Annotated in this window: 21 protein-coding genes, 1 other RNA gene and 1 pseudogene (1 of these 23 only partly in view); 10 read left to right on the plus strand and 13 right to left on the minus strand. The window is 67.6% G+C overall.

Annotated features, from left to right (window positions below; translation table 11 throughout):
- A protein-coding gene (locus AX676_RS14240; RefSeq protein ID WP_066673825.1) for a lipopolysaccharide biosynthesis protein crosses the window boundary here: on the plus strand, positions 1–795 show its 3' portion. It extends 693 nt beyond the left edge of the window; 795 of the gene's 1,488 nt are visible here — the last part of the coding sequence; its start codon lies beyond the left edge, outside the window; it ends in the stop codon at positions 793–795.
- Here AX676_RS14240 and AX676_RS14245 read toward each other — a convergent pair.
- Positions 720–1,721, minus strand: a complete 1,002-nt coding sequence (locus tag AX676_RS14245; RefSeq protein ID WP_066478992.1) for a hypothetical protein — start codon at positions 1,719–1,721, stop codon at positions 720–722. The genes AX676_RS14240 and AX676_RS14245 overlap by 76 nt on opposite strands.
- 43 nt (positions 1,722–1,764) lie before the next feature.
- Positions 1,765–2,193, minus strand: a complete 429-nt coding sequence (locus tag AX676_RS14250; protein WP_066478993.1) for a CBS domain-containing protein — start codon at positions 2,191–2,193, stop codon at positions 1,765–1,767.
- Between the two features lie 76 nt (positions 2,194–2,269).
- Between AX676_RS14250 and AX676_RS14255 the strand changes: the two genes are divergently transcribed.
- A complete protein-coding gene (locus AX676_RS14255) occupies positions 2,270–2,569 on the plus strand; it encodes a hypothetical protein (RefSeq protein ID WP_066478994.1) in 300 nt (99 codons plus the stop codon).
- 64 nt (positions 2,570–2,633) lie between these two features.
- Here the strand turns inward: AX676_RS14255 and AX676_RS14260 are convergent, their stop codons facing one another.
- The 8 genes and pseudogenes from AX676_RS14260 to ku all read right to left on the minus strand — a co-directional run bounded on the left by AX676_RS14260 (position 2,634) and on the right by ku (position 12,753).
- A complete protein-coding gene (locus tag AX676_RS14260; protein ID WP_066478996.1) occupies positions 2,634–3,179 on the minus strand; it encodes a flavodoxin family protein in 546 nt (181 codons plus the stop codon).
- Positions 3,180–3,291: 112 nt separating this feature from the next.
- Entirely contained in the window at positions 3,292–4,863 is a 1,572-nt protein-coding gene (gene treF, locus AX676_RS14265) for an alpha,alpha-trehalase TreF (protein ID WP_066478997.1), read from the minus strand.
- A 22-nt stretch (positions 4,864–4,885) separates the two neighbouring features.
- Positions 4,886–7,576 carry a TonB-dependent siderophore receptor gene (locus AX676_RS14270; RefSeq protein ID WP_156442235.1) on the minus strand — a complete coding sequence of 897 codons (2,691 nt, stop codon included), beginning with the start codon at positions 7,574–7,576 and terminating at the stop codon, positions 4,886–4,888.
- Positions 7,577–7,674: 98 nt separating this feature from the next.
- Positions 7,675–8,574: a FecR family protein gene (locus AX676_RS14275; RefSeq protein WP_066478999.1), complete on the minus strand. Its 900-nt coding sequence runs from the start codon at positions 8,572–8,574 to the stop codon at positions 7,675–7,677.
- Between the two features lie 6 nt (positions 8,575–8,580).
- Positions 8,581–8,829: pseudogene (locus AX676_RS18585) on the minus strand (DUF4880 domain-containing protein); the annotation flags it as partial.
- Entirely contained in the window at positions 8,714–9,289 is a 576-nt protein-coding gene (locus tag AX676_RS14280) for an RNA polymerase sigma factor (protein ID WP_231726108.1), read from the minus strand. The gene AX676_RS14280 and the pseudogene AX676_RS18585, both read right to left, overlap by 116 nt.
- A gap of 54 nt (positions 9,290–9,343) precedes the next feature.
- Positions 9,344–11,863 (minus strand): DNA ligase D, encoded by a 2,520-nt coding sequence (gene ligD / locus AX676_RS14285; protein ID WP_066479001.1) that lies wholly within the window; start codon positions 11,861–11,863, stop codon positions 9,344–9,346.
- 2 nt (positions 11,864–11,865) lie between these two features.
- A complete protein-coding gene (gene ku / locus AX676_RS14290; RefSeq protein ID WP_066479085.1) occupies positions 11,866–12,753 on the minus strand; it encodes a non-homologous end joining protein Ku in 888 nt (295 codons plus the stop codon).
- Between the two features lie 173 nt (positions 12,754–12,926).
- Here ku and AX676_RS14295 point away from each other — a divergent pair, with 173 nt between their 5' ends.
- The gene (locus tag AX676_RS14295) at positions 12,927–14,717 is read left to right on the plus strand and encodes an SLC13 family permease (protein ID WP_066479004.1); all 1,791 of its coding nucleotides are present in this window, start codon (positions 12,927–12,929) and stop codon (positions 14,715–14,717) included.
- Here AX676_RS14295 and AX676_RS14300 read toward each other — a convergent pair.
- A complete protein-coding gene (locus tag AX676_RS14300) occupies positions 14,711–15,061 on the minus strand; it encodes a hypothetical protein (RefSeq protein WP_066479006.1) in 351 nt (116 codons plus the stop codon). The two genes, AX676_RS14295 and AX676_RS14300, sit on opposite strands and share 7 nt — an antisense overlap.
- A gap of 125 nt (positions 15,062–15,186) precedes the next feature.
- Here AX676_RS14300 and truB point away from each other — a divergent pair, with 125 nt between their 5' ends.
- The 4 genes from truB to AX676_RS14320 all read left to right on the plus strand — a co-directional run bounded on the left by truB (position 15,187) and on the right by AX676_RS14320 (position 20,145).
- Complete coding sequence (gene truB, locus AX676_RS14305; protein WP_066479008.1) at positions 15,187–16,164, plus strand: tRNA pseudouridine(55) synthase TruB; 978 nt, start codon at positions 15,187–15,189, stop codon at positions 16,162–16,164.
- Between the two features lie 15 nt (positions 16,165–16,179).
- Positions 16,180–16,449, plus strand: a complete 270-nt coding sequence (gene rpsO, locus AX676_RS14310; RefSeq protein WP_066479010.1) for a 30S ribosomal protein S15 — start codon at positions 16,180–16,182, stop codon at positions 16,447–16,449.
- Positions 16,450–16,627: 178 nt separating this feature from the next.
- A complete protein-coding gene (gene pnp / locus AX676_RS14315) occupies positions 16,628–18,937 on the plus strand; it encodes a polyribonucleotide nucleotidyltransferase (RefSeq protein WP_066479015.1) in 2,310 nt (769 codons plus the stop codon).
- 233 nt (positions 18,938–19,170) lie between these two features.
- Positions 19,171–20,145 (plus strand): sensor histidine kinase, encoded by a 975-nt coding sequence (locus AX676_RS14320; protein ID WP_331709256.1) that lies wholly within the window; start codon positions 19,171–19,173, stop codon positions 20,143–20,145.
- A 101-nt stretch (positions 20,146–20,246) separates the two neighbouring features.
- On the opposite strand, the gene ssrA is transcribed toward AX676_RS14320, so the two are convergent.
- Positions 20,247–20,614: a transfer-messenger RNA gene (gene ssrA, locus AX676_RS14325) on the minus strand.
- A gap of 48 nt (positions 20,615–20,662) precedes the next feature.
- On the opposite strand from ssrA, the gene AX676_RS14330 reads away from it, so the two are divergent.
- Positions 20,663–21,094, plus strand: coding sequence for an RrF2 family transcriptional regulator (locus AX676_RS14330; RefSeq protein WP_066479029.1), 432 nt, complete (start codon positions 20,663–20,665; stop codon positions 21,092–21,094).
- Between the two features lie 4 nt (positions 21,095–21,098).
- Here AX676_RS14330 and mscL read toward each other — a convergent pair whose 3' ends face one another.
- Positions 21,099–21,545 carry a large conductance mechanosensitive channel protein MscL gene (mscL, locus tag AX676_RS14335; RefSeq protein WP_066479033.1) on the minus strand — a complete coding sequence of 149 codons (447 nt, stop codon included), beginning with the start codon at positions 21,543–21,545 and terminating at the stop codon, positions 21,099–21,101.
- A 103-nt stretch (positions 21,546–21,648) separates the two neighbouring features.
- On the opposite strand from mscL, the gene AX676_RS14340 reads away from it, so the two are divergent.
- Together AX676_RS14340 and AX676_RS14345 are read left to right on the plus strand one after the other, a co-directional pair.
- A complete protein-coding gene (locus tag AX676_RS14340; protein ID WP_066479087.1) occupies positions 21,649–22,248 on the plus strand; it encodes a LemA family protein in 600 nt (199 codons plus the stop codon).
- Positions 22,249–22,269: 21 nt separating this feature from the next.
- A partial coding sequence (locus AX676_RS14345) for a TPM domain-containing protein (protein WP_066544429.1) occupies positions 22,270–23,072 on the plus strand: 803 nt, incomplete at its 3' end.

Consider the following 23,072-nt stretch of genomic DNA (forward strand, 5'->3'; position numbering starts at 1 on the left):
GTCGCCGCCAGCCAGTTGCTCGGCTTCCTCCAGTTCCAGGCCGACGTGCTGATCGCCGGGCGGCTCTTCGCGCCCGAAGCGGTCGGGTTCTACACCACCGGCCTGTTCCTGGCCCAGCTGTTCAACAACAAGTTCCTGCCCGCGCTGAACGAGATCAGCTTTTCGGCCTATGCCCGGATCAAGTCGGATCCGCTGGCGCCGGGGCGCGCGCTGGTGCGGTCGGTCCGTCTGATCATGATCGTCGCCATGCCCTTCTATTTCGGGCTGGCAGTGACCGCCGAGCCCGTCGTCGCGCTCGTGCTCGGTCCCAAATGGCTGGGCGCGGCGCCGCTCGTCCAGCTGATCGCGCTGGCCATGCCGGCGATGACGGTCCAGATGCTGCTGCAACCGGCGAGCGACGCGATCGGGCGCCCCGGCATCGCCGCGGGCAACAGCGCGATCGGCGCGGTGATCGTCCCGCTCGCTTTCCTGGTCGGCGCGCAATGGGGGGTGACGGGCATCGCCGCGTCGTGGCTGGTCGCCTATCCGTTGCTGCTGTTGATCTGTGCGCGGCGAACGTTGCCGGTGCTGGGGGTGACGGGGATGCAAGTCGTTCGTGCGGCCGCCCCCGCGGTGATCGCGGCGTGCGCGATGGCGCTGATCGTCACGCTGGCGGATTCGGCCCTCGCTGCGCCGGCCGCGTTCCGCCTGCCCCTGCTCATCGCGCTCGGCGCGGCGAGCTATGCCGGCTGGCTGGCGGTGTTCGCGCGTTCAACCGTGGTCGAGCTGATGGCGCTGGTCCGCCGCACGGGCTGATCGCGCAGCCGCGCAATCGCCGCGCGCGTCGCGTCGATATAGGCCATGCCGTTGAACCGGCACGTACCGATGAAATGGGCAAAGCGCGCATCCGTCGGCACGCCCTCGTCCCAGAAATTGAAATAGCGGTGATAGGGGAGCAGCAGCGGATCGGACTGGTTGGCGACGACGAAATTGGACGTCACCTGCTCGCTGCCCCAGCGTTCCCAGCGCGCGCGCCCGATCTCGCGCTCGACCGCGACCGAGAAGGCTTCGGCGGGCGCACGCCCCTCGCCCGACCGCGCAAAGCCCGCAAAGCCGGCGCAGCCGCGCGCGTAGCGCAGCCGCGCGATGCCCGGCACGGCAATCCTGCCCAGCACCGATTCGGCCGCCTCCTGGACGTGCAGGCTCGGCGCGCTCAGGTCGACCGGCGCGCGCGTCGCGGCAAAGGCGACGGCGTCCGCCAGTTCCGCCTCCGCCTCGCCGCGTAGCGTAAAGCTGCGCCCGGCGGCGACGGCGGCACGAACTTCGGGCAGGTCGCCCAACGTCACCGTGTCCGAATCGGCCTGGATCACATAGGCGTCGCGGCGCAGGTCGAGCAGCGTGAGCAGCCGTTCCCACGTGCCCCCGACCGGACACGGCCCGACGTCGACCGCGCTGATCGGAATGATCCGGGGGTCACCCAGATGATGGCGCAGCACCGCGCGATCGCTGGCGGTGAAGGTGCCGTCGTCCAGAATGACGACGCGCCCGATGCCGCCGAGCCCTTGGTGCAGCGACTTGACCGACACGAGATAGGGGTAGAGCACCGCCGTCCCAGCCATGGCGAACAGAATTACGCCATCGTCAGCCGGCACGATCGGCGGGGTATCGAGCACCGCGCGCGCGATGCGTCGGTGCCACCATTGCTTGGCATAGAAATTGGCGTGTTCGGCGAGCGTCGGCATGGCCGGATGTCCTACGCCCGAATCTTTAAGGGAAGGTGCGCGTTCAGGCCGACTGGATATAGTCGCGCATGGCCGCCGCCTCGGCCTCGATGCGTTCGATCCGGAATTTCACCAGATCGCCGATCGACACGAAACCCACCAGCGTGCCGTCGTCCACCACCGGCAAGTGGCGGATCCGCCGCTTCGACATCAGCGACAGCGCGGCCAGCACCGCGTCGCCCGACGTGACCGTGATCGGCGGCGCGGTCATCAGGTCGCGCACCGGACGATCGAGCGCGGCCGCACCCTCCTGGTTGAGCGCATAAATCACGTCGCGCTCGGAAAAGATGCCGACGACCTTGCCGTCCTTCATCACCGGCACCGCGCCGATCCGCTTGCCCGCGATCAGCGCGACGGCAGCCGCGACCCGCTCGTCGCAACCGACCGAGATCACCTCGGTCCCCTTGCCCTTCAGGATTGCCGCTATCGTCATCGCGTCCCTCCTCGCTACCGCATCATTTCGTGCGCCGGAGGTTGAGCATTCCATGATTCGCCCCCATTGGAAAGGGATGACACCACCTCGCCAAGGCCTCGACGACCCGGACTACGCCGCCCAGGCCTGGGGCCGCTATCGCCGGCTGCTCGGCTGGATGGGACTGTTCTCGGCCGCGTGCGGCGTGCTCGCCGTCTGGGTGCTGTGGCGCTGGACGGGCGCGATGCCGATCCACATGGGTATCGCCACCTTTCTGGGCGTATTCCTCACCATGCTGATCGCCGTCGCGCTGATGGGGCTGGTCTTCCTGAGCTCCGGCACCGGCCATGACGAACAGGTCGAGGACCCGCTGCGCGGTGAGGTGGACGTGGACTGAGTTACCCACGCGGTTCCGCGAAGCTTCCGTGACGACAAGCCGGCAACGGATCCCGCCTGCCGAATCATTGTGCGATGATTAGATTGGCGAGCTTGTCCATCTCGGCCCGGCCCGCAGGCGGAAGCGGCGCCCCGTTGATCCACTCAACATAGAAGGACTGCCGCCACACCATTCGGAAATAGCGGGCGGTCCGTTTGAACGGCACCTCGAAACCCGGAGGCATGCTTCGATCAGCCCCGGTGGCGAGAAGCCAGACGCTGCGCCCGGCGAGGGCGCGACCCGACGTGCGGTCGACCGGATCAAGAAGCAGATCGGTAAGGCGGTCGAAAAATGCCTTCAGGGGCGCGCTCATCGCGTACCAGTAAACGGGGGTGGCGAAGACGATGTCCTGGCTTTCGAGCATCATCGTGACGACGCTGCGGAAATCATCGCGGTCGTCGTGACGCGCATAATCAAAGGGTGCGACCGTCAGCGTGGACAGGTCGACATGCTGTGCCCGCGCGCCCAACTTGCCGCTCAGGTACGCGACGAGCGCCCCGGTATGCCCATCCGTCCGCGCAGAGCCGGAAATCAGTGTGATGCGCCTTGTGCGCTCGTCGCCAGCAGCCATCAGGGCATTCGACCGCGATTGCCGAAACGCGTCAACAGGCTGCCGGCGGGGTTGGCGTGCAATCGCTCGATTTCGAACCCGCCATCGTTGATGCCCGCGCGCATCCGATCAACTATTCCCCCGCCACACCGCCTCCCTCCCCATAACGCGCAATCAGCGCGCGGGTGACTCCGTTGGTCCAGCCGAACCCGTCCTGGAGGGGATATTCGCCGCCGCCGCCGGGGCGGCGCTCCTCGACATCGTATTTCTCCAGCATCTTGCCGGTCTCGCGCCAGGCGCGTTCGACATTGCCGATCCACCGCGTCGCGATCTCGCGCGCCAGTTCGTCCTCGCCGTAACGCGCCAGACCGTCGACCGCGATCCATTGCAGCGGGGCCCAGCCATTGGGCGCATCCCATTGCTGGCCGGTACGGGTGAGCGTGGTGCGCAGTCCGCCAGGGGCCAGCAGCTTGGCGCGCACCGTCGCCGCCACCGCCGCCGCCTGCGCCTTGCTGGCGATGCCCGCAAACAGCGGATAGAGCGTGGCGGCGGACAGGACGGGCGTCACCTGCCGCGTCTCGCGATCCCAGTCGCCAAAGCGTCCTTCCGCGCCATTCCACAAATAGCGCGAGATCGCCGCCCGCCGCCGCTCAGCGCGCGTTGCAAAGTCGCGTGCGCATGCGCGATCCCCGCCGGCGCGACACCGCGTCGCGATCGCATCCTCCAGCGTCCACATCAGGCTGTTCAAGTCGACCGGCACGATGTCGGTGGTACGAATCGTCGCCAGCCGCGTGGGATCGCTCAGCCAGCGCGACGAATAGTCCCATCCGCTTTCCGCGCCCGCGCGCAGGTGACGGTACATGATCGCCGCATCGCGGTTGCTCTCGCGCGCGGTCGCCACATCCTCGGCCCAGCTTTCGTCACGAGGGGTCGACTTGTCGTCCCAATAGCGGTTGAGCAGCGTGCCGTCGGGCATCCGCACCACCCGCTCGCACGCGCCCTGCCGTTGCGCGCAGGCGGCACCACGCATCCAATAGGCATGCTCGGCCCGCAGCGCCGCCAGCCGCGCCCTGGCGAGCGCGGGTGAGTCGCTGTCGGACAGCCCGACCATCAGCGCGAAGAAAGGCGGCTGCGATCGGCTGAGATAATAGGTCCGCGTGCCGTTGGGGATATGCCCATAGCGATCGACCAGGCTGACGAAGTCGGCCAGCATCCCCTCGATCAGGTCGCCGCGGCCATCGACCCTCAGCCCCAGCATCGTGAAATAGCTGTCCCAGTAATAGATTTCGCGGAATCGTCCGCCCGGCACCACATAGGGCGCGGGGAGCGCCAGTGCCGAAGACCCCGCCGGCGGGTCGAGCGGTGGTCGGGTCAGCTGCGGCCACAGCCCCCTGATATGTGCGACGAGGTCGTCCGCGCGGGTCTCCGCGGGTGCATCGGGCAGGATGAAATGCCGCGCGACGAATGCCTTCAACTCGGCGCGCGTGCGGGGCCGCTCGCGGGCATACGCCTCCAGGATCGCCTGCGGCGTCGCGCGCGCGGTGGCGTCGACGAAGGTCTTGCCGTCGTCGAACACCCGCTCGCGCTGCACCGCCTCGAATAGCGGGCCGTACAGCTCCGCCGGGCTCCGGGGCGGGTCGGCCGCGGCGGTCAGCAGCAGCAGCCCCGCCGCCGCCAGGGCGCGCCATGTGTTCGTCAGAGCCATGTCGCGCCCCTTCGCCCTCCGGTCAGAACTGATAGGCGGCCGTGAAGCGGAACGACCGGCCCAGGATCGGCCGCGCCAGGATGGCACCCGACCCCTGCGATCCGATCACGCGCGGATTGCCTTCGGTCAGCCCGATCTCGTCGGTCAGATTGTCGCCATAGAGCTGGAAGGTCCAGCGATCATCGACCTTGAGCGTCACGCCTGCATCCCATTTGACGAAGTTGGGCAGCACCTGAAGGTTCTCGACGTCGGAAAACCGGTCGCCGGTGTAGCCGATCGTCGTGAAGACGGTCCCCTCCATCCGGTCGCCGATCGGCGTCTTGTAGGACGGCGTCACCCGCCATTGCCACTCGGGCTGGCGCTGCACACGATTGCCGGTGTTGTCGATTGTCCCGTTCGCGCTGAAGAAGTCGACATAGCTCGCGTCGAGATAGGTCAGCGACCCGGTGATCTGCAGCCCCTCGAACGGGCGCAGCGCACCTTCCAGCTCGACGCCGTTGGTTTCCGCGCCGCCGATCTGGGTCAGCGGCGGCTGGCCGACGATGATCTGGGTCGACGCCAGCCCCTCGAACTCGTTGCGGAACAGCGTGACATAGAGGTTGAGCAGGTCGGTCGACGCCTTGAGCCCGATTTCATAGCTGTCGACGCGCTGGGTGATGTCCAGCCCGTCGCGCAGATTGTCGAACTGCGGAAAGGTGTGCCCGCGGCTGTAGCGGGCGAACGCGCCGAACTGGCGGCTGAACTCGTAATTGGCACCCACCGTCCACGACCATTCGTCGCCTTCATAGTCGATCGTGTTGAACGTGCCGTTGAGCACGGCGATGTTGCGGTCGAACAGCGTGTTCGGGTTGCCGTCGACATCGGCGATGGTCGAATTATTCTCCACCCGCCCATCGACCGTGTGATTCTGATACCGGATGCCGGCATCGATGCGCAGCTGATCGGTCACCTGCAACTCGTCGACCAGGTAGAAGGCGATGTCCTCGCCCTCATAGCTGGCGTTGACATTGAAGAACGAGCCGCCGGCAAAGCCGTTGCGCGTCGCCTGCTGCAGCACGCCGCCATTGTTGATGACGAGGTCCAGCCGCCGCGCATTCGGCTCGGCCGTAAGCAGCTGGGCGTTGCCCAGATTCCACAGATCGTTCGATTCGTAACGCGTGTAGTAGAACCCGCCGGTCAGCGTGTTGCCGCCCGACTTGAACTCGAGCGCCAGGTCGTTGACGAACGCGTCGATGTCCTTGCGCACCGTCCAGAACCCGATCGGGATGACCAGCTGGTCGGCACCCACGCCTGCGCGATTGCCATCGGCGAAGTTCAGGCTGGCCACCGTTCCGCCCAGCCCGGCGGCATAGGCGGCGGCGGTCTGGGGCGTCGCCCCGCCGGGCACGAAACCGGTCGTGTCGGCACTGCCGGTCAGATAGCTCGCGCGATCGCGCACGGTCAGGCCGTTGGCGAGCTCGTAATCGAAATTGATCCCGACATTGCCGATCCGCGCGCCGCGTCCGTCGGCCAGGTCGGCCGGCGTGCCGTCGGGCAGGATCGCGCGGCGGGTCTGCGGGCTGGCAAAGGTGCCGGTGCCCGCATCAAAGCCCGGAAAGCTGCGGATATTGTTGCCGTCCTGGATCACCGGGATCGGCAGCAGCCACTGGCCGCGATCGTCCAGGTAGCGGCCGAATACGAGCAGCGAACCGCGGTCGAACTCGTGCGACAGGTTGGCGGTGATCTGCCCGCCCTTTTCCGCCGTGAACTCGGCATCGCGAATGCCGTCGGACTGGGCGTAATAGCCGCCGATCATGAACCCGGTATTCGGCCCGATCGGACCCGAAACCACCGCGTCGATCCGTCCTTCACCGAAATCGGTCACGCCCAGCTTGACCAGACCCTCGAGCTCGGAGCCCGCCTGTTTCTGGACGAAGTTGACCGTCAGGCCCGGCTGCCCGGCGGAAAACAGCGCACCGGTGCCGCCGCGCACGGCTTCGACGCGCTGCAACGTCTCGTCGATGCGGATCAGCTGGCTGTTTTCCAGAAACGACAGCGTGGACGGCGGAAAGAACGGCACCCCCTGGGTCTGCAGCGTCACGAACTGGGCGTCGCCGCCCGAGGGATAGCCGCGCACGAAGATGTTGGCACCGTTCTGACCGCCCGAGCTTTCGGCCGACACGCCGGGAATCGCGCGGAACAGGTCGGCGGTGGACGCGGGCGAAATCTGGTCGATCGCATCGTTGCTCAGCGTCGTTACCGCGAACGCCGCATCCTGGCGCCGCGTGCCCGCCCCGGCGGTGCCGATGACGACGATATCCTCGGCCGGCGCGTCATCTTCGGCCTGCGCCGGGTCGCTGCCGGCGGCGGCGACATCCTGCGGCGTCGCCAGTGCCGCCGTCGCGTCGTCGCGCACGATCAGAAATGCGCCGCCGGGTGCCACGCGATGACGCAGCCCGGTGCCCTTGAGCAACCGGTCGAGCGCCTGTTCGGCGGTATAGTTCCCGCGCAGCGCACGCGCCCGCTTGCCCGCAACGATCTCGGGCGCGAACAGGATCTGCTGGTTGCTCTGGCGCGCGAACTCGGTCAGCGCATCGCCCAGGCTGTCGGCGCGGATCGACAGCTGAAGCGGCGGCGGGGCGGCATGGGCGGCTGCGACCGGCACGACGGGGACGAGCATGGCACCGGCAAGAAGGCGCAGGGCAAGGCGGCTTAAGCGATGTGACTGACGCATCTGGGTCCTCTCTGATAGCGGCCCGTCTGTGCAGGGCTCACTAGGACAAGACGCAATCGGGCGCGAAAGCCGAACCGGACGGGGGAAAATTTAGCCGTTCAGCGGCGCGTCAGCCAGATCGCGTCGTCGCGCGACCGCGCCTCCACGCCGAAACCAGCTTCCAGCGCCCCAATGAACGCGCGCGTGTCCTCGGCCCTGAACGCGCCGCTGATCCGCACCGTTGCCGTCGCGTCGTCGACGATGCGCAACGGGCGCGCGGCATAGCGGTTGAACTCGGCCACCGCCTCGCCGAGCGGCTGGTCGCGGAAGACCAGCAGCCCGCTGCGCCAGCTTTCGATCGGTGCCGGATCGGCGATGCGGCTGACGTCGACGCGGTCGGGGGTGGCGACCAACAGCTGGCTCGGCGCAATTGCAACGCTTGGCGCGACGTTGCGATTGTGCGCATTACCCGGCTGATCGACGCGCACCCTGCCCTCGATCAGCATGACTTCCAGCCTGCCGCGATCGATCCGCACGTCGAACGCGGTGCCCAGCGCGGTAATCTCGCGTCCGGCGGCAGCGACGACGAAGGGGCGCGCCGGGTTCTTGGCGACGTCGAACCAGGCCTGGCCACGCACCAATTCGACGCGCCGCACCCCGGAAGTATAAGCGACGCGCAACGCGCTCCGCGTGTTCAGCATCACCCGCGTCCCGTCGCCGAGCGTCAGGTTGGCGCGCTGGCCGACGCCTGTCGAATAGGCGCTGCCGGCGGCTGCAGCGACGCTGCGACCTTCGCGATCCGGCTGCATCCCGCCCGGGGCTTCGAACCTGCCCGCCGCCCAGCTGGCCAGGCCGATTGCAATGACCAGCGAAGCGGCGATCGGCACGATTGGCCGCCAGCGGTGCCGGGCGCCCGGCGACACCTCGCGCGCGCGTCCGACCCGCGCCAGCGTCTCGTCGCGCAGCGCGCGCAGCTCGGGCGTCGCGGCATAGTCGCGCGCCCACTGCTCGGCGCGCACCGCACGGTCATAGGCGTTGGCATTCGCCGGCGACTCCGCCCGCCAGCGATTGAAACGGGCAACCAGCGCCGGGCGCGCCGCGTCGCCCAGCCGCGCCCGCCAGCGCGCTGCCGCCAGTTCGATGTCGGGGGGCGCAGGATCAGTGATGGCGCCAGTCCTCGAGCTGCGCCTGAAGGTGGCGCAGCGCGCGTGCGTAGTGCTTTTCCGCCGCGCGCTTCGAAATGCCCAACGCCGACGCCACGTCCGCCATGCGATATTCCTCGAACAACCTGAGGACGAAGACGTCGCGGGTACGCTGCGGCAATTCGCGCAGCGCCGCCTGGACGCGCATCAATCCTTCCCGTCCCACCAAGACGCGCAGCGGCGAAAAATCCGCACTTTCCAGTTCGATTCCGTCGATTTCGACATGGCGCGACACCTCGCGCACCGCCGCGCGCCGCGCCCGGTCGCGCAGCACGTTGGCGGCGATCACGAACAGGAAACGGTCGGGCGCGTCGATCGCGCGCAGGTCGGGCATCCGCGCGAGGCGCAGGAAAACGTCCTGGACGAGGTCGGCGATGTCGGCCTCCGCCTCCACCCGGCGACGGAAATAGCGAGCGAGCGGTGCCGAAAAGCGCGCGACGAGCGCGACGAGCGCGTCGAGCTCGGCCGGCCCCGCCGAAGCCGGCACGTGCACGCCGGCGGGCGGCGAATTGATCTTGCGTCCATCGCTCACCCCGCCTTGTGACCATATCGGCCGGCGGGGCGCAAGCGGGCCGCACAGACGGCGCTACAGGTCGGGCAGCTGCTGGGCGGCGTGGCCCCAGCCCCTGAGCGAAGGTGCCGCCGCGCGCTCGACCAGTTGCGCGGCATCGGCGATCGACCATCGCGCGGGCGATGCGATCGCGTCCAGCTCGCCCCAGTCGACCGGCACCGCGACGGGCGCGCCCGGTCGCGCCCGCGCCGAATAGGGCAGCACCGCGGTCGCCCCGCGCTGATTGCGCAGCCAGTCGATGAAGATGCGCCCGCGCCGCTTGGCCTTGCGCATCGTCGCGACGAAGCGGTCGGGTTCGGCCAGCGCCATCGCCTCCGCGAAACGTCGCGCAAAGTCTTTGTGCGCGACCCAGTCATGCCCCGGGGTCAGCGGCACGACGACATGCACCCCCTTGCCGCCCGATAGCATCGCGAAGCTCTGGAGACCGAGGTCGTCCAGCCGGTGACGCAGGTCGGCGGCGGCGCGCTTCACGTCGGCAAAATCGAGTTCCTCGTCGGGATCGAGGTCGAGCACCAGCCGGTCTGGCGCCTCGACATCGTCGACGCGCGATCCCCAGCCGTGAAACTCGATCGTCCCCATCTGCACGCACTGCAGGATGCCGGCCGCATCCTCGACATACAGATAGTCCTCGTTCCCGCCGTCCTTCTCGCGGATCGCGACATGATGGACCGCATCGCCCATGCCGCCGCCGTCATGCTTCTGGAAAAAGCACTGCTTGGCGCGACCCTGTGGACAGCGGACGAGGCTGACCGGCCGCCGCGCAAGATGCGCAAGCATCAGCGGGGCGAGCGCGGCGTAATAGTCGGCGAGGTCACCCTTGGTCTGACCGCTTTCGGGAAAGATCACCCGGTCGCGACTGGAAATGCGGACGCCCGCGGCCGGTGCCGGTGCCGCGCGCGCGCGTTCGGGGCCGACCTCTGTGGCCGGGCGGTCGCCGCGCAGACCGACGAAGCTGGCATGGCGCACCCGCCCCTCGCCGGTGAATTCGGCAAACGCCACCTCCGCGACCAGCTCGGGCGTGACCCATTGCGCGCCGCGCTGCTCGGCGGCCGCCACGTCCAGCGGCGCGGTCTTGCGCGCCAGACGTTTGAGCCTGCGGGCGAGATCGGCCTGCGCATCGGCATCGAACCCGGTCCCCACCTTGCCCTTGTAGACCAGCGCATCGCCCTCCCGCTGGGCGAGCAGCAGCGACGCGAACGGCCGCCCCTTGGCGCGTGAGGGCGACCAGCCGACGATCACGAATTCCTGGCGGCGGGTGCATTTGACCTTCACCCAGTTCATCGTGCGGGCCGACCGGTACGGCGCGTCGATCCGCTTGGCGATGATCCCTTCCTGCCCGGCCGCGCACATCGCGTCGAACAGCCGCTCGCCCGCGCCGATGACATGGTCGGCGACATGGACGGGCGGTGCGGCGTCGCCGAGCAGCGCGGCGAGCCGCTCCTTGCGCGCGATGGTGGGCAGTGGAGTCAGATCCGCACCGTCCAGCGCCAGCAGGTCGAAGGCATGCAGGTCGAGGTGCTGGCGCGCACCTTGTCCGCCGTGCCCCCGCTTGAGCATCGCCTGCAACGCCGAAAAGCTTGGGTTGCCGTCAGGCCCCGGCGCGGTGATCTCGCCGTCGATCAGGCACGGCGGCAGGTCGAGCGCGGCAATCACGGCGACGAGCGGCGCGAACTTGTCGGTCCAGTCCAGGCCGTTCCGGGTATAGATGCGTACGGCCGACCCGGCGGCAGCCACCAGCGCACGATAGCCGTCGAACTTGATCTCGTGCAGCCAGTCATTGCCGGTCGGGACCGCGTCGACCAGCGTCGCGAGCTGGGGCTTGCGGAACGCGGGCGGACGCGCCGGGCGGCGCGCGCGCGGGCTCGCCCTCGCCGCACGCGCATTGTGCCGCGCGGCCTTGGTCATCTCGGCAGCGAAGGCATCGCCCGACTTGCCGGCAAGCGCGTGCTCGCCACCCGTATCGGCGGCAATTTCCGCCATCGAGCGCCCGGTCAGGACACTGGTCAGGCACCGGTCGATCAGGTCGCCGCGCGCGCCCGCATGGTCATCGCCGATCTTGCGGAGCAGCCAGTTCTCGCGCTTCTCGCCGGGCTTGCCGCGCATCCGGACCAGCAGCCACTCGCCCTTCATCCGCTCGCCGTCGAGGCGGAAGTGCAGATGACCCTTGTCGAGATCGTCCGCCGTCTTGCCCTCGACGGGGGTCCAGTTCCCCCGGTCCCACAGCATCACCGTCCCGCCGCCATATTCGCGTCTGGGGATGACCCCCTCGAACTCGGCATAGCTGAGCGGATGATCCTCGGTCCGCACCGCAAGCCGCTTGTCGGCGGGATCGAGCGAGGGCCCTGCCGTCACCGCCCAGCTTTTGAGGACGCCGTCCTTCTCCAGCCGCAGGTCCCAGTGCAGCCGGGTCGCATCATGCTTCTGGACGATGAAACGGTTGCCGCCCGGCTTGCCAACCTTGCCGGCAGGCTCGGCGGTCGCCTTGAAATCACGCCGCCGACGATATTCGGCCAGCGGATCGGTCCTCCCCGGCATGTTCAGGCGCGCTTGCGCGCCGCGGCTTTGGCGGCGGGCTTCTTGGCGGCGGACTTCTTCGCGGATGGCTTGGCCCCGGAGGCGCGCGCGGCCGGCTTGCCCCCGTCCACCGACGCCTTGAGCGCGGCCATCAGGTCGATGACGTTCGACTTGCCCGCGGGCGCGGCGGGCTCATCGACATCCTCCAGCACCCTCTTGCCCTTGGCCTTGGCCTTCTTGTCGATCAGCCGGTGAAGCGCGTCGACATAACGGTTGTGATAGTCGGCGGCGTCGAACGTCCCGCTCTTCTTCTCGATCAGCGAGGTCGCTAGGTCGAGCAGGTCGGGGTCGGGCTTCGCGTTGCCGATGTCCGCGAAAAAGCCCGTCGCGCGATTGACCTCGTCGGCGTAGCGCAGCGTCTCGAGGATCATGCCGCGACCGCACGGTTTCAGGCTGACCAGATATTCCTGCCCACGCACCGCCAGCTGCCCCACCCCGACCTTGCGCGTCGCGCGCAACGCGTCGCGCAGCACGACATAGGCTTCCTCCGCCAGGTCGTCGGCGGGGACGACATAATAGGGTTTCTCGTAATAAAGGACGTCGATCGCATCGGCATCGACGAACTGGACGAGCTCGAGGGTGCGTTTGGAGTCGAGCTTCACCGCCTCGATCTCGGCATCGTCGAGCAGCACATAGCTGCCACGCGACACCTCGTAGCCCTTGATGATCTCGTCCCGGTCGATCGGGCCGACGCCCGGCACCACCTTCTCGTATTTGACCGGCTTGCCCGACGGCTCGTGGATCTGGCGAAAGCTGACCGACGCGCCCGAACGGGTCGCCGCATAGATTTCGACCGGAATCGAAACCAGCGCCAACCGGATCTGTCCCCGCCAATAGGCTCGTGCCGCCATCACCTGCTCCAAATGACCTTGCTGGGAAAGCGCGGCGGGGCGGGGATTGTTCCGGCCCGGCACCCGATCTTCGGCCCGGACGTGACGGACGCACCCGCCCGGCGGATTGGCGCGTTGAGTGGCGCTCGGCTAGACAGGATCGCGATGCCCCTCTTTGTTGCCCTTTGCGCCGGATGATCCCGGCACCCCCGCCGCACGCCATCGGCGCGATCCTGCTGACTGCGGCGATGTTCTACGGCTTCATCTCGGGCCGGGTGCGGGTGGAGATCATCTCGCTGCTCACGATCAGCGCGATCGCGCTGGGGCTCTATCTGTTGCCGCTCCCGGGACAGGTTCCGACCGACGGACTGAAACTCGCTTTCGAGGGCTTCGGGCATTACGCGCTCGTCACCATCTGTGCGCTGATGGTGCTCGGGCGCGGCCTGGTCACGACGGGTGCGCTGGAACCGGTGTCGCGCCTGCTGACGCGGGTGTGGCAGTTCAATCACCGGATCGGCCTGCTGGTCACGCTGGCGCTCGCATTCGGCATGAGCATGATGGTGAACGACACCCCGGTGCTCGTCCTGCTGTTGCCGATCATGGCGTCGATCGCGGCCAATGGCGGCATGCCGGCGTCGAAAACGCTGATCCCGGTCAACAGCGCCGTCCTGATCGGCGGCATGTCGACGACGATCGGCACGTCGACCAATCTGCTCGTGGTGTCGATCGCGGGCGATCTCGGCCTGCCGCGCATGACCGTGTTTCACTTCACCCCGATCGTGATGATGGCTGCGGTCGTCGCGCTGCCGTTTGTCTGGCTGGTGATGCCGCGCCTGCTGCCCGATCACTCGACCGCCGCCGGGCACGAGCCGCGTGCGTTCACCGCGACCCTCCGGCTGGGCGATCCGGCGGCCTCGCGCGAACGCACGCGCGAGGCGCTGGCCGAGCGGCTTCCCGCCGGGCTGGAGATTCTGAGCCTGCCCGATGCCGACGGGCGGATGCGGGTGCGCGGATCGCACGTAATGCTCGAGGAGGCGATGCGCGTGCTGGGCGCGACCGCCGCACCGGCCTGGCTGATGGAGCGGCTGAAACGCGGTTATGCCAGCAGCGGTGAGGACCTGACCGTCGCCGAACTGTCGATCAGCCGCGATTCGGCGCTGGTCGGCAAGAGCGTGGTGTCGGCCAACGTCGCCGAGCTCTATAATCTTGCGATCCTCGGCGTGCACCGTGCACGCCGGCCGTGGCAGGGCCGCTGGGACACCAGCGATGCCGGCGACAGCGCCTTTGCAGAGGGCGACATCCTGCTCGTCGCGGGCGCGCTGCCCAACATCCAGCTGATGTCGGCCGGCGAAAACGCGTTGATGCTCGACGGCGCCAAGGAGCTGCCGCGCACGGCAAAGGCGCCGCTGGCGCTCGCCATCATGGCGACAGCGGTCGTTCCCGCCAGCATCGGCCTGATCCCGATCGCAATTTCGGCGCTGGGCGGCGCGATCGCGATGCTGGTCACCGGCTGCGTGCGCTTCGACCGCATCGGCCGCGCGCTGTCGGCGAAGGTGATCGTGCTGGTCGCCGCCAGCATCGCGATCGGCCGGATCATCCTGGAAAGCGGGGCGGCCGCGTGGCTGAGCCAGCTGATCGCCCTCGGGCTCCAGTTCCTGCCCGCGGCCGGCGTGCTCGCGGCGGTGATGCTGTTCGTGACGCTGCTGACCAACTTCGCGTCGAACACGACCGCGGCTGCGGTCGGAACCCCGATCGCGTTCAGCCTGGGCGAGCAGCTCGGCATTCCGGTCGAGCCGCTGGTGCTGGCGGTGCTGTTCGGCTGCAACCTGTGCTATGCGACCCCGGTCGCCTATCAGACCAACATGCTCATCATGTCGGCGGGCGACTACACCTTCTCCGACTATACCCGCACCGGGCTGCCGCTGGTTGCGATCATGATCGTGACACTGTCTGCGCTGCTCGTCCTCCGCTACGGGCTCTACTGACCGCGCGACCGGGCACGGCGGGCGTTGACAAGCCCGAGCAGCGCCTGCGCCCGGACCGACAGCTCCGCCCGCTCGGCCTCGGACAATCCGTTGGCGAGATATCGGTCCTCCAGCCCGGCCACCGCCCGCGCCTCGCGACGCAGGCCGCGCGCCTCGCGCCGGTCGAGCTGGCCGGCGCGGCGGCCGTCACGAATGTCGCTGCGCGCCTCGGCCAGCAGCGGCCGCACGCTCGGGACCAACGGGACGGGTTCTCGATCCCCGTCGGCGCCGCCGCCGTCCCAGATTTGCGCACTAGCGGGCGTCGCCGCCAGCAGCCCGATCGCCAGCATCATCACGGCACGCATTGCCCGCTCCCCTGCCCGTCCTGTGTTTCCGGAAAATGGCTGCCTGTGCCTGTATCGCCGATGAACCGGGCATCGGCGCGGCACAACGGCTTTCGCGGCGGCGCGACACGGCCTAGGGGGGCGCGATGCACGGCTGGATCATCCTCGACAAACCGCTCGGCCTTGGCTCGACACAGGGCGTCAGCGCGGTCAAGCGCGCGCTGCGCACCGCGGGTCTGGGCAAGGCGAAGGTTGGGCATGGCGGGACGCTCGACCCGCTGGCGACCGGCGTGCTGCCGATCGCGATCGGCGAAGCCACCAAGCTCGCCGGGCGGATGCTCGACAGCGACAAGGCATATGACTTCACGATCCGCTTCGGGGCGGAAACCGACACCCTCGACCTGGAGGGCAAGGTCGTGTCGGAGAGCCCAGGCCGCCCGACATCGGCAGAGATTTTGGCGGTGTTGCCCGACTTCACCGGCCCGATCGACCAGGTGCCGCCCGCCTACTCCGCGCTGAAGGTCGACGGCGAACGCGCCTACGACCTCGCCCGCGCCGGCGAGACGGTCACGCTCGCGACGCGCCGCATCACGGTGCACGCGCTACGAATCCTCCCTGAGCTGGCTCGGGTAGGGGGACCGCGCCCGCAGGGCGTGGTGGAGGGGCAGAGACCAAATGATCCGCCTGCGGCTGGTCCCCCTCCCCGTGCCGGGGAGGATCTGGAAGAAATCACCCTCACCGCCCATGTATCGAAAGGCACCTATATCCGCAGCCTGGCCCGCGACATTGCACGGGCACTCGGCACGGTGGGCCATGTCACGATGCTGCGGCGGACGCGGGCGGGGCCGTTCGGGCTGGAAGGCGCGATTTCGCTGGACAAATTGGCCGATGCTGCTAATGCCCGCGCCCTTGAAGACGTGATCCTGCCGTTGAGGGCGGGGCTGGACGACATCCCGGCTCTACCCCTCACCCCCGATCAGGCAGGGCTGCTCCGCCAGGGGCGGGTCTTGATCGGGATCGCCGCTGACGATGGCCTCTGCTTTGCCGAGCTGGACACGGTTCCGGTCGCGCTCGTGGAGGTTTCGGACGGGATCGTCCGGGTCGTGCGCGGCTTCAACCTCTGACGTGAAAGGACGACGATGTCGATTACGCAAGAGCGCAAGGAAGCGCTGATCACCGAACATGGCCGCGAAAGCGGCGACACCGGCAGCCCCGAAGTGCAGGTCGCGATCCTGACCGAACGGATCCAGAACCTGACCGAGCATTTCAAGACGCACGCCAAGGACAATCACTCGCGCCGCGGTCTGCTGATGCTGGTCAACAAGCGTCGCGCGTTGCTCGACTATCTTCGCAAGAAGGACGAGAGCCGCTATACGGCCCTCATCGCGAAGCTCGGGCTTCGCAAGTAATTTCGAAGGGCGCCTCCGGGCGCCCTTCTGTTATTCCCGGTAACCAATCGGGAAGTTCGAAGGGGCGCAATCCGGTTGCCCCTTCACCGAGCCACGAACGGCTCCCCAAACGGGTCCGATGGGCGGACCCACTCTAGAGGCCCCCGTTGCATTGGGCAGCGGGAGTGAAGGAAACGAAATGTTCGACAAGAAAACCGTATCGATCGAGTGGGGAGGCAAGACCCTCACCCTCGAAACGGGCAAGGTTGCCCGTCAGGCCGACGGCGCCATCATGGCGACCCTCGGCGAAACCGTCGTGCTCTGCGCCGTCACGGCCGCCAAGAGTGTGAAGGACGGGCAGGATTTCTTCCCGCTCACCGTCCATTATCAGGAAAAATACTCGGCCGCCGGGCGCATTCCGGGCGGCTTCTTCAAGCGTGAGCGCGGCGCGACGGAAAAGGAGACGCTGGTCTCCCGCCTGATCGACCGGCCGATCCGCCCGCTGTTCCCCGAAGGCTTCTACAACGAGATCAACGCCATCGCTCAGGTGCTGAGCTATGACGGCGAGAACGAGCCCGACGTGCTGGCGATGGTCGCCGCATCGGCCGCGCTCACCATTTCGGGCGTGCCCTTCATGGGCCCGATCGGCGCGGCGCGCGTCGGTTACCTGAATGGCGAGTACATCCTGAACCCGACCGACGAGCAGGTCGCGGAAGGCGAGCTCGATCTGGTCGTCGCCGCGACCTATGACGCGGTGATGATGGTCGAATCCGAAGCCAAGGAGCTGTCGGAAGAGGTCATGCTCGGCGCCGTGCTGTTCGCGCACGACGCCTGCCGCGAAGTCATCAAGGCGATCGTCAAGCTGGCCGAACAGGCCGCCAAGGATCCGTGGGAAATGGCGTCGTCGGACGACAATGCCGCGATCAAGGACAAGCTGAAGAAGCTGATCGGCAAGGACATCGCCGCCGCCTACAAGCTGACCGACAAGTCGGCGCGCTCGAACGCGCTCAACGAAGCGCGTGCAAAAGCGAAGGCGCAGTTCGTCGAGGACGGCCTTGATCCGCAGGCGGTGATGGCCGGCATCAAGCTGACCAAGAAGCTGGAAGCCGAAATCGTCCGGGGCGACATCCTCAGGACCGGCAAGCGCATCGACGGTCGCACCACGACCCAGATCCGCCCGATCGTCGCGGAAACCCATTTCCTGCCGCGTGCGCATGGCTCCGCCCTGTTCACCCGCGGCGAGACCCAGACGATCGCGACCTGCACCTTGGGCACCAAGGATGCGGAGCAGATGATCGATGGCCTGGGCGGCCTGCGCTACGAACATTTCATGCTGCACTACAACTTCCCGCCCTATTCGGTCGGTGAAGTCGGCCGCTTCGGTGCGCCGGGGCGTCGTGAAGTCGGGCATGGCAAGCTCGCCTGGCGCGCGCTGCACCCGGTGCTGCCGACCAAGGAGGAGTTCCCCTACACCATCCGCCTGACCAGCGACATCACCGAGTCCAACGGCTCGTCGTCGATGGCGTCGGTCTGCGGCGGGTCGCTCGCCATGATGGACGCCGGCGTGCCGATCAAGCGCCCGGTCAGCGGCATCGCGATGGGCCTGATCCTGGAGGGCAAGGATTTCGCGATCCTGTCCGACATCCTGGGTGACGAGGACCATCTGGGCGACATGGATTTCAAGGTGGCCGGCACGTCCGAAGGCATCACCACGATGCAGATGGACATCAAGATCGCCGGGATCACCCGCGAGATCTTCGAAAAGGCGCTGGCGCAGGCCAAGGATGGCCGCGCGCACATCCTGAACGAGATGAGCAAGGCGCTCGGCGAGGTCCGCTCGGAACTCTCCGCGCACGCCCCGCGCATCGAGACGATCACGATCGACAAGTCGAAGATCCGCGACGTCATCGGCACGGGCGGCAAGGTCATTCGCGAGATCGTCGCGACGACCGGTGCGAAGGTCGACATCGACGACGAGGGCGTCATCAAGATCAGCTCGTCCGACGTCAGCCAGATCGAGGCCGCGAAGAACTGGATCCTCGGCATCGTCGAGGAGCCCGAGGTCGGCAAGGTCTATTCGGGCAAGGTCGTGAACCTCGTCGATTTCGGCGCCTTCGTGAACTTCATGGGCGGCCGTGACGGCCTGGTCCATGTGTCCGAAATCCGCAACGAACGCGTCGAGAAGGTCGCCGACGTCCTGTCCGAAGGACAGGAGGTCAAGGTCAAGGTGCTGGAGATCGATCAGCGCGGCAAGGTCCGCTTGTCGATGCGCGTCGTCGATCAGGAAACCGGTGCCGAGCTGGAAGACACGCGCCCGGCCCGCGAACCGCGCGAGCCGCGTGAACCGCGCGGGGACCGTCCCGATCGCGGCGATCGCCGTCGCGACGGCGGCGGCGGGCGTGATCGCGGCCCGCGCCGCGATCGCGGTGACCGGCCGCGCCGTGACGAAGCGGCCAAGGATGAGGGCGGCGACGAGATCGGCCTGCCGTCGTTCATCACCGAAAGCTGATCGGAATCGCCGCACGGCGATGCCGACCGGCGCTGGATCGGGCCCGCTTCGGCGGGCCCTTTTCATTTCGGCCGCGAGGTAGATCGGTTTTGAATGATATTGCATTTACGCAATGATCGCCGTAGCTTACGTCCATCGAAACGGCCTGGATACTCCGGCTTCGGAACGAAAAGGGCCGTACGGCAATGACGCCTTCCCGCACCGACGGTCCGCGCCGTCATTGGATTGAACGCTTGCCCATCGCGCGCGACCGGCCCTGGCTGGCGCTGGCGGCGACGCTCGCGATGGCGGCGGCCGCGCTGCTGCTGCGCATCATGCTCGACCCCCTGCTGCCGGGCGGCTTTCCGTTCCTGACCTTCTTTCCGGCAGTGATCGTCACCGCGGCCTTGTTCGGGGCGCGGTTCGGCGGGCTTTCGGCGCTGCTGTGCGGAGCGGCATCCTGGTGGTTCTTCCTTGCGCCCGACAATGGCTGGACCGTCAACCGCGGTGCCGCGCTTGCCTTTCTCCTCTACGTGCTGGTCGTCGGGACCGAGCTGACGATCATCCATCTTCTGCAACGCGCCAACGCCAATCTGGCCCGCGAACGCGAGGTGAGCCGCTCGCTCGCCCAGACCAGCGAACTCCTGTTCCGCGAACTGCAGCACCGCGTGTCCAACAACCTTCAGGTCGCCGCCGGGCTGCTGATGCTTCAGAAGCGGCACATCGTCGATGCGCAGGCGCGCGCCGCGCTGGACGAGGCGACGCGCCGGCTCGCCGTCATCGGACGGATCAGCCGTCAGCTCTACAATCCGGACGGGAATGCCCGGGGGATGCGCGCTTTCCTCGAGGAGCTCTGCCGCGACGTGATCGAGGCCAGCGGCCGGCGTGACATCGTTTTGCGGGTGAATGCCGAACATGACCAGCCGCTTGCCCCCGACGCGGCGATTCCGCTGGCGCTGATCGTCGCCGAATCGGTGTCCAACGCGATCGAACACGGCTTTGCCGGGCGCGACGCCGGCATCATCGACGTCGAACTGACGCGCGACGCAGAGGGCCGCGTCTGTGTCGAGGTCCGCGATGACGGCCATGGCCTGCCCGAAACTTTCGATCTTGAGGACAGCGACAGCCTGGGCCTGCGCATCGCGCGCATGCTCGCCGGCCAGTTGAGCGGCCAGTTCGCCCTATTGCGTGGATCAGGCACGATCGCGCGCCTGGTGCTGCCCGCCTGACCCGGCGGGCCGGGCGACATCGATCAGAAGATGTGCGTGGCCGGACGGCGCGTCGCGGCAAGGTGCCGGGGGTTCTGTTGCCCGGCCCCCCGGCGGCCGCTGGAATCCACTTCTGTTGCCCGGTGTGGCCCGACCGCGCTTTTGTCTGACTAACCTAGACCGTTAGGTCTTGGGTTAGGCCGCAATCGCGAGTGCTTCGTTATCGTTAGCACTTGTGTGATGGGCCGTTGCGGTGGTCCCATTCCGAGCGAAAACAGCGCCTTTCAACACACGTCGATCCTGGTTCGGCCCCGTCAGCTGAGCCGCTCGGCCGGCACGCTTCACGCGTACTGGCCAACCGGCTCACCTGGTGGAGCCGCCGGGTACTGCCCCCGGGTCCGCTGCGTCTATTTCACGCCGCAGTTTATCGCCATAGCCGGGCGAACCCGGCACCGTCGGATATAGGCGCTTCGGGAAAATAGGAAAGAGGCGCGCTTTCGCCTTTTCGTTGCCGCATTGCCCTGATTATAGGGAATGCATGCTTACCCAGCGTTCCCGGTATGCACTTCGTGCCATGATCTTCCTTGCGGGCCAGCCGGCGGGCGGCACCCCCGTGCCGATGAACCGGATTGCGGAGGCCGCGAACGTGCCGCGCAAATTCCTCGAGCTGATCCTGGCCGATCTGCGCGAGGCGGGGTTCCTGCACAGCTTTCGCGGCAAGGCCGGGGGCTATTGCCTGGCGCGTCCGGTCCACCTGATCTCGCTCGGCGAAATCATCCGGGTGATCGAGGGGCCACTGGCGCTGGTCCCGTGTGTCAGCCGGACGGCCTATCGCCCGTGCAAGGACTGTCGCGACGAAGCGACCTGCGCGATCCGTCATGCCATGGCGCGCGTGCGCGACGAAACTGCGCGCATCCTCGACGGCACCAGCCTCGCCGACACGCTGGCGGAGGATCTCGCCGCGGCCTGACGCCTCAGGCGCCCGGCCGCTTCTTCAGCTCGTCGCGGATTTCGCGCAGCAGCACGACGTCTGCCGGATCGGCGGCGGGGGCCGCTTCCTCGGCCTTCTGGACCGCGGCGATCGCGCGGTTGACGAAGCGGATCAGCAGGAACACCAGAAAGGCGAGGATCAGGAAGTTGATCACCACGCTCACGAACGCGCCATAGCCGAACAACGGGACACCCGCTTCCTTCAGCGCGGCATAATTGGTCGGCGACCCGGTGTAGCTTGCCGGGATCGGGCCGAGCCGGACAAAAAAGCCCGAAAAGTCGAGTCCGCCGAAGACCGCCCCGATGACCGGCAGGATCAGGTCGTCGGTCAGCGATTTGGTGATCGTCGCGAATGCGCCGCCGATGATGACGCCCACCGCCAGGTCGAGCACGTTGCCGCGCGCGATGAAGGTCCGAAATTCCTGCAACATGGCTCTAGCCTCCCTGCCGGGCCGTTGATGGCCCCGATTTTCCTTCGCGCGCAAATACTGGTCCGCTAGAAGGGCGATCGACAAGGGGTCGATGGAGGGTTTGATGCGATTTCGCGCGATGACGGTCCTGTTTGCAGCGGTGCTGCTGTCCGCCTGCGGCCTGAACAGCGTGCCCACCGCCGAGGAGAACGCCAAGGCGAAGTGGGGCGAGGTGGAGAACCAGTATCAGCGCCGCGCCGACCTGATCCCCAATCTGGTCGCGACGGTAAAGGGGTTCGCCGCGCAGGAGGAACGCGTCCTCACCCAGGTGACCGAGGCACGCTCGCGCGCCACCTCGATCAACATCACCACCGACGACCTGTCCGATCCGGCGACGTTCGAACGGTTCAATGCCGCGCAGAACCAGCTGACCCAGGCGCTGGGCCAGCTGCGCACCGTGGTGGAGAATTATCCGCAGCTCACCTCGAACCAGAATTTCCTGGCGCTGCAGTCGCAGCTGGAGGGCACCGAGAACCGCATCACCATCGCGCGGCGCGATTATAACGAGGCGGTACAAGCCTATAACACGCGCATCCGCACCTTCCCCGACGCGATCGGTGCGCGGATCTTCTACGGCGCGAAGCCGCTGACTCCGTTCAAGGCGACAACGCCGGGAGCGGAAACCGCGCCGCCGGTCGACCGCCTTTTGAACAACGCCAACTGAGCGGCAAATGGGGTCCGGTCTATGACGCTGCGCCGGCTGGCCGCCGGACTTTGGCTGATGTTGCTGGTGGCGGTGATGCCGGCGGCGGCGCAGACCTTTCCGAAGCTGACCGGTCGGGTGGTCGATGCGGCCAACTTGCTTGACGCCGACCAGAAGGCCCGGCTGAGCGCGCTGTCGGCCGAAATCGAGCAAGCCTCGTCGCGCCAGTTCGTGGTCGCGACCGTGCCCAGCCTTCAGGACTATCCGATCGAGGAATATGGCTACCGCCTCGGTCGCGCGTGGAAGATTGGCCAGGGCGAGGCGAACAACGGCATCATCCTGTTGATCGCGCCCAATGAGCGCAAGGTACGGATCGAGGTCGGCTACGGCCTGGAGCCGATCATGACCGACGCGCTGGCCAGCGTCATCATCAATCAGACGATCCTGCCGCGCTTCAAGGCCGGCGACCTGCCCGGCGGCATCCTTGCGGGTGCGGAGGCGATCGGCGAACAGATGCGCCTGCCGCTCGAAGTCGCCGAGCAACGCGCGGTGCAGCAGACCGCACGGGCACAGTCGTCGCGCAAGCGCGATGGCATTCCCGTCGCGCTGATCTTCTGGGGTGTGGTGCTGATCTTCATCGTCCTGCCGATCCTGTTCGGCGGCCCGCGCGGACGGCGCTATCGCCGCGGCGGCGCGCCGGTGGTGATCTGGGGACCCGGCTGGGGCAGCGGATCGTCCTGGGGCGGCGGGTCGTCCCCGGGCGGATCGCCATGGAGCGGGGGATCGTCCTGGGGTGGCGGCGGGGGCTTTTCGGGCGGCGGCGGATCGTTCGGTGGCGGTGGCGC

Source organism: Sphingomonas sp. CCH21-G11, assembly GCF_001555965.1.
Classification (GTDB): Bacteria; Pseudomonadota; Alphaproteobacteria; order Sphingomonadales; family Sphingomonadaceae; genus Sphingomonas.

What these genes read in the sequence shown, in the direction of transcription:
- AX676_RS14245 (WP_066478992.1), bottom strand. Translation starts at nt 1,721, where the DNA reads ATGCCGACGCTCGCCGAACACGCCAATTTCTATGCCAAGCAATGGTGG.
- AX676_RS14250 (WP_066478993.1), bottom strand. Translation starts at nt 2,193, where the DNA reads ATGACGATAGCGGCAATCCTGAAGGGCAAGGGGACCGAGGTGATCTCG.
- AX676_RS14255 (WP_066478994.1), top strand. Translation starts at nt 2,270, where the DNA reads ATGACACCACCTCGCCAAGGCCTCGACGACCCGGACTACGCCGCCCAG.
- AX676_RS14260 (WP_066478996.1), bottom strand. Translation starts at nt 3,179, where the DNA reads ATGGCTGCTGGCGACGAGCGCACAAGGCGCATCACACTGATTTCCGGC.
- treF (WP_066478997.1), bottom strand. Translation starts at nt 4,863, where the DNA reads ATGGCTCTGACGAACACATGGCGCGCCCTGGCGGCGGCGGGGCTGCTG.
- AX676_RS14270 (WP_156442235.1), bottom strand. Translation starts at nt 7,576, where the DNA reads ATGCGTCAGTCACATCGCTTAAGCCGCCTTGCCCTGCGCCTTCTTGCC.
- ligD (WP_066479001.1), bottom strand. Translation starts at nt 11,863, where the DNA reads ATGCCGGGGAGGACCGATCCGCTGGCCGAATATCGTCGGCGGCGTGAT.
- ku (WP_066479085.1), bottom strand. Translation starts at nt 12,753, where the DNA reads ATGGCGGCACGAGCCTATTGGCGGGGACAGATCCGGTTGGCGCTGGTT.
- AX676_RS14295 (WP_066479004.1), top strand. Translation starts at nt 12,927, where the DNA reads ATGATCCCGGCACCCCCGCCGCACGCCATCGGCGCGATCCTGCTGACT.
- AX676_RS14300 (WP_066479006.1), bottom strand. Translation starts at nt 15,061, where the DNA reads ATGCGTGCCGTGATGATGCTGGCGATCGGGCTGCTGGCGGCGACGCCC.
- truB (WP_066479008.1), top strand. Translation starts at nt 15,187, where the DNA reads ATGCACGGCTGGATCATCCTCGACAAACCGCTCGGCCTTGGCTCGACA.
- rpsO (WP_066479010.1), top strand. Translation starts at nt 16,180, where the DNA reads ATGTCGATTACGCAAGAGCGCAAGGAAGCGCTGATCACCGAACATGGC.
- pnp (WP_066479015.1), top strand. Translation starts at nt 16,628, where the DNA reads ATGTTCGACAAGAAAACCGTATCGATCGAGTGGGGAGGCAAGACCCTC.
- AX676_RS14330 (WP_066479029.1), top strand. Translation starts at nt 20,663, where the DNA reads ATGCTTACCCAGCGTTCCCGGTATGCACTTCGTGCCATGATCTTCCTT.
- mscL (WP_066479033.1), bottom strand. Translation starts at nt 21,545, where the DNA reads ATGTTGCAGGAATTTCGGACCTTCATCGCGCGCGGCAACGTGCTCGAC.
- AX676_RS14340 (WP_066479087.1), top strand. Translation starts at nt 21,649, where the DNA reads ATGCGATTTCGCGCGATGACGGTCCTGTTTGCAGCGGTGCTGCTGTCC.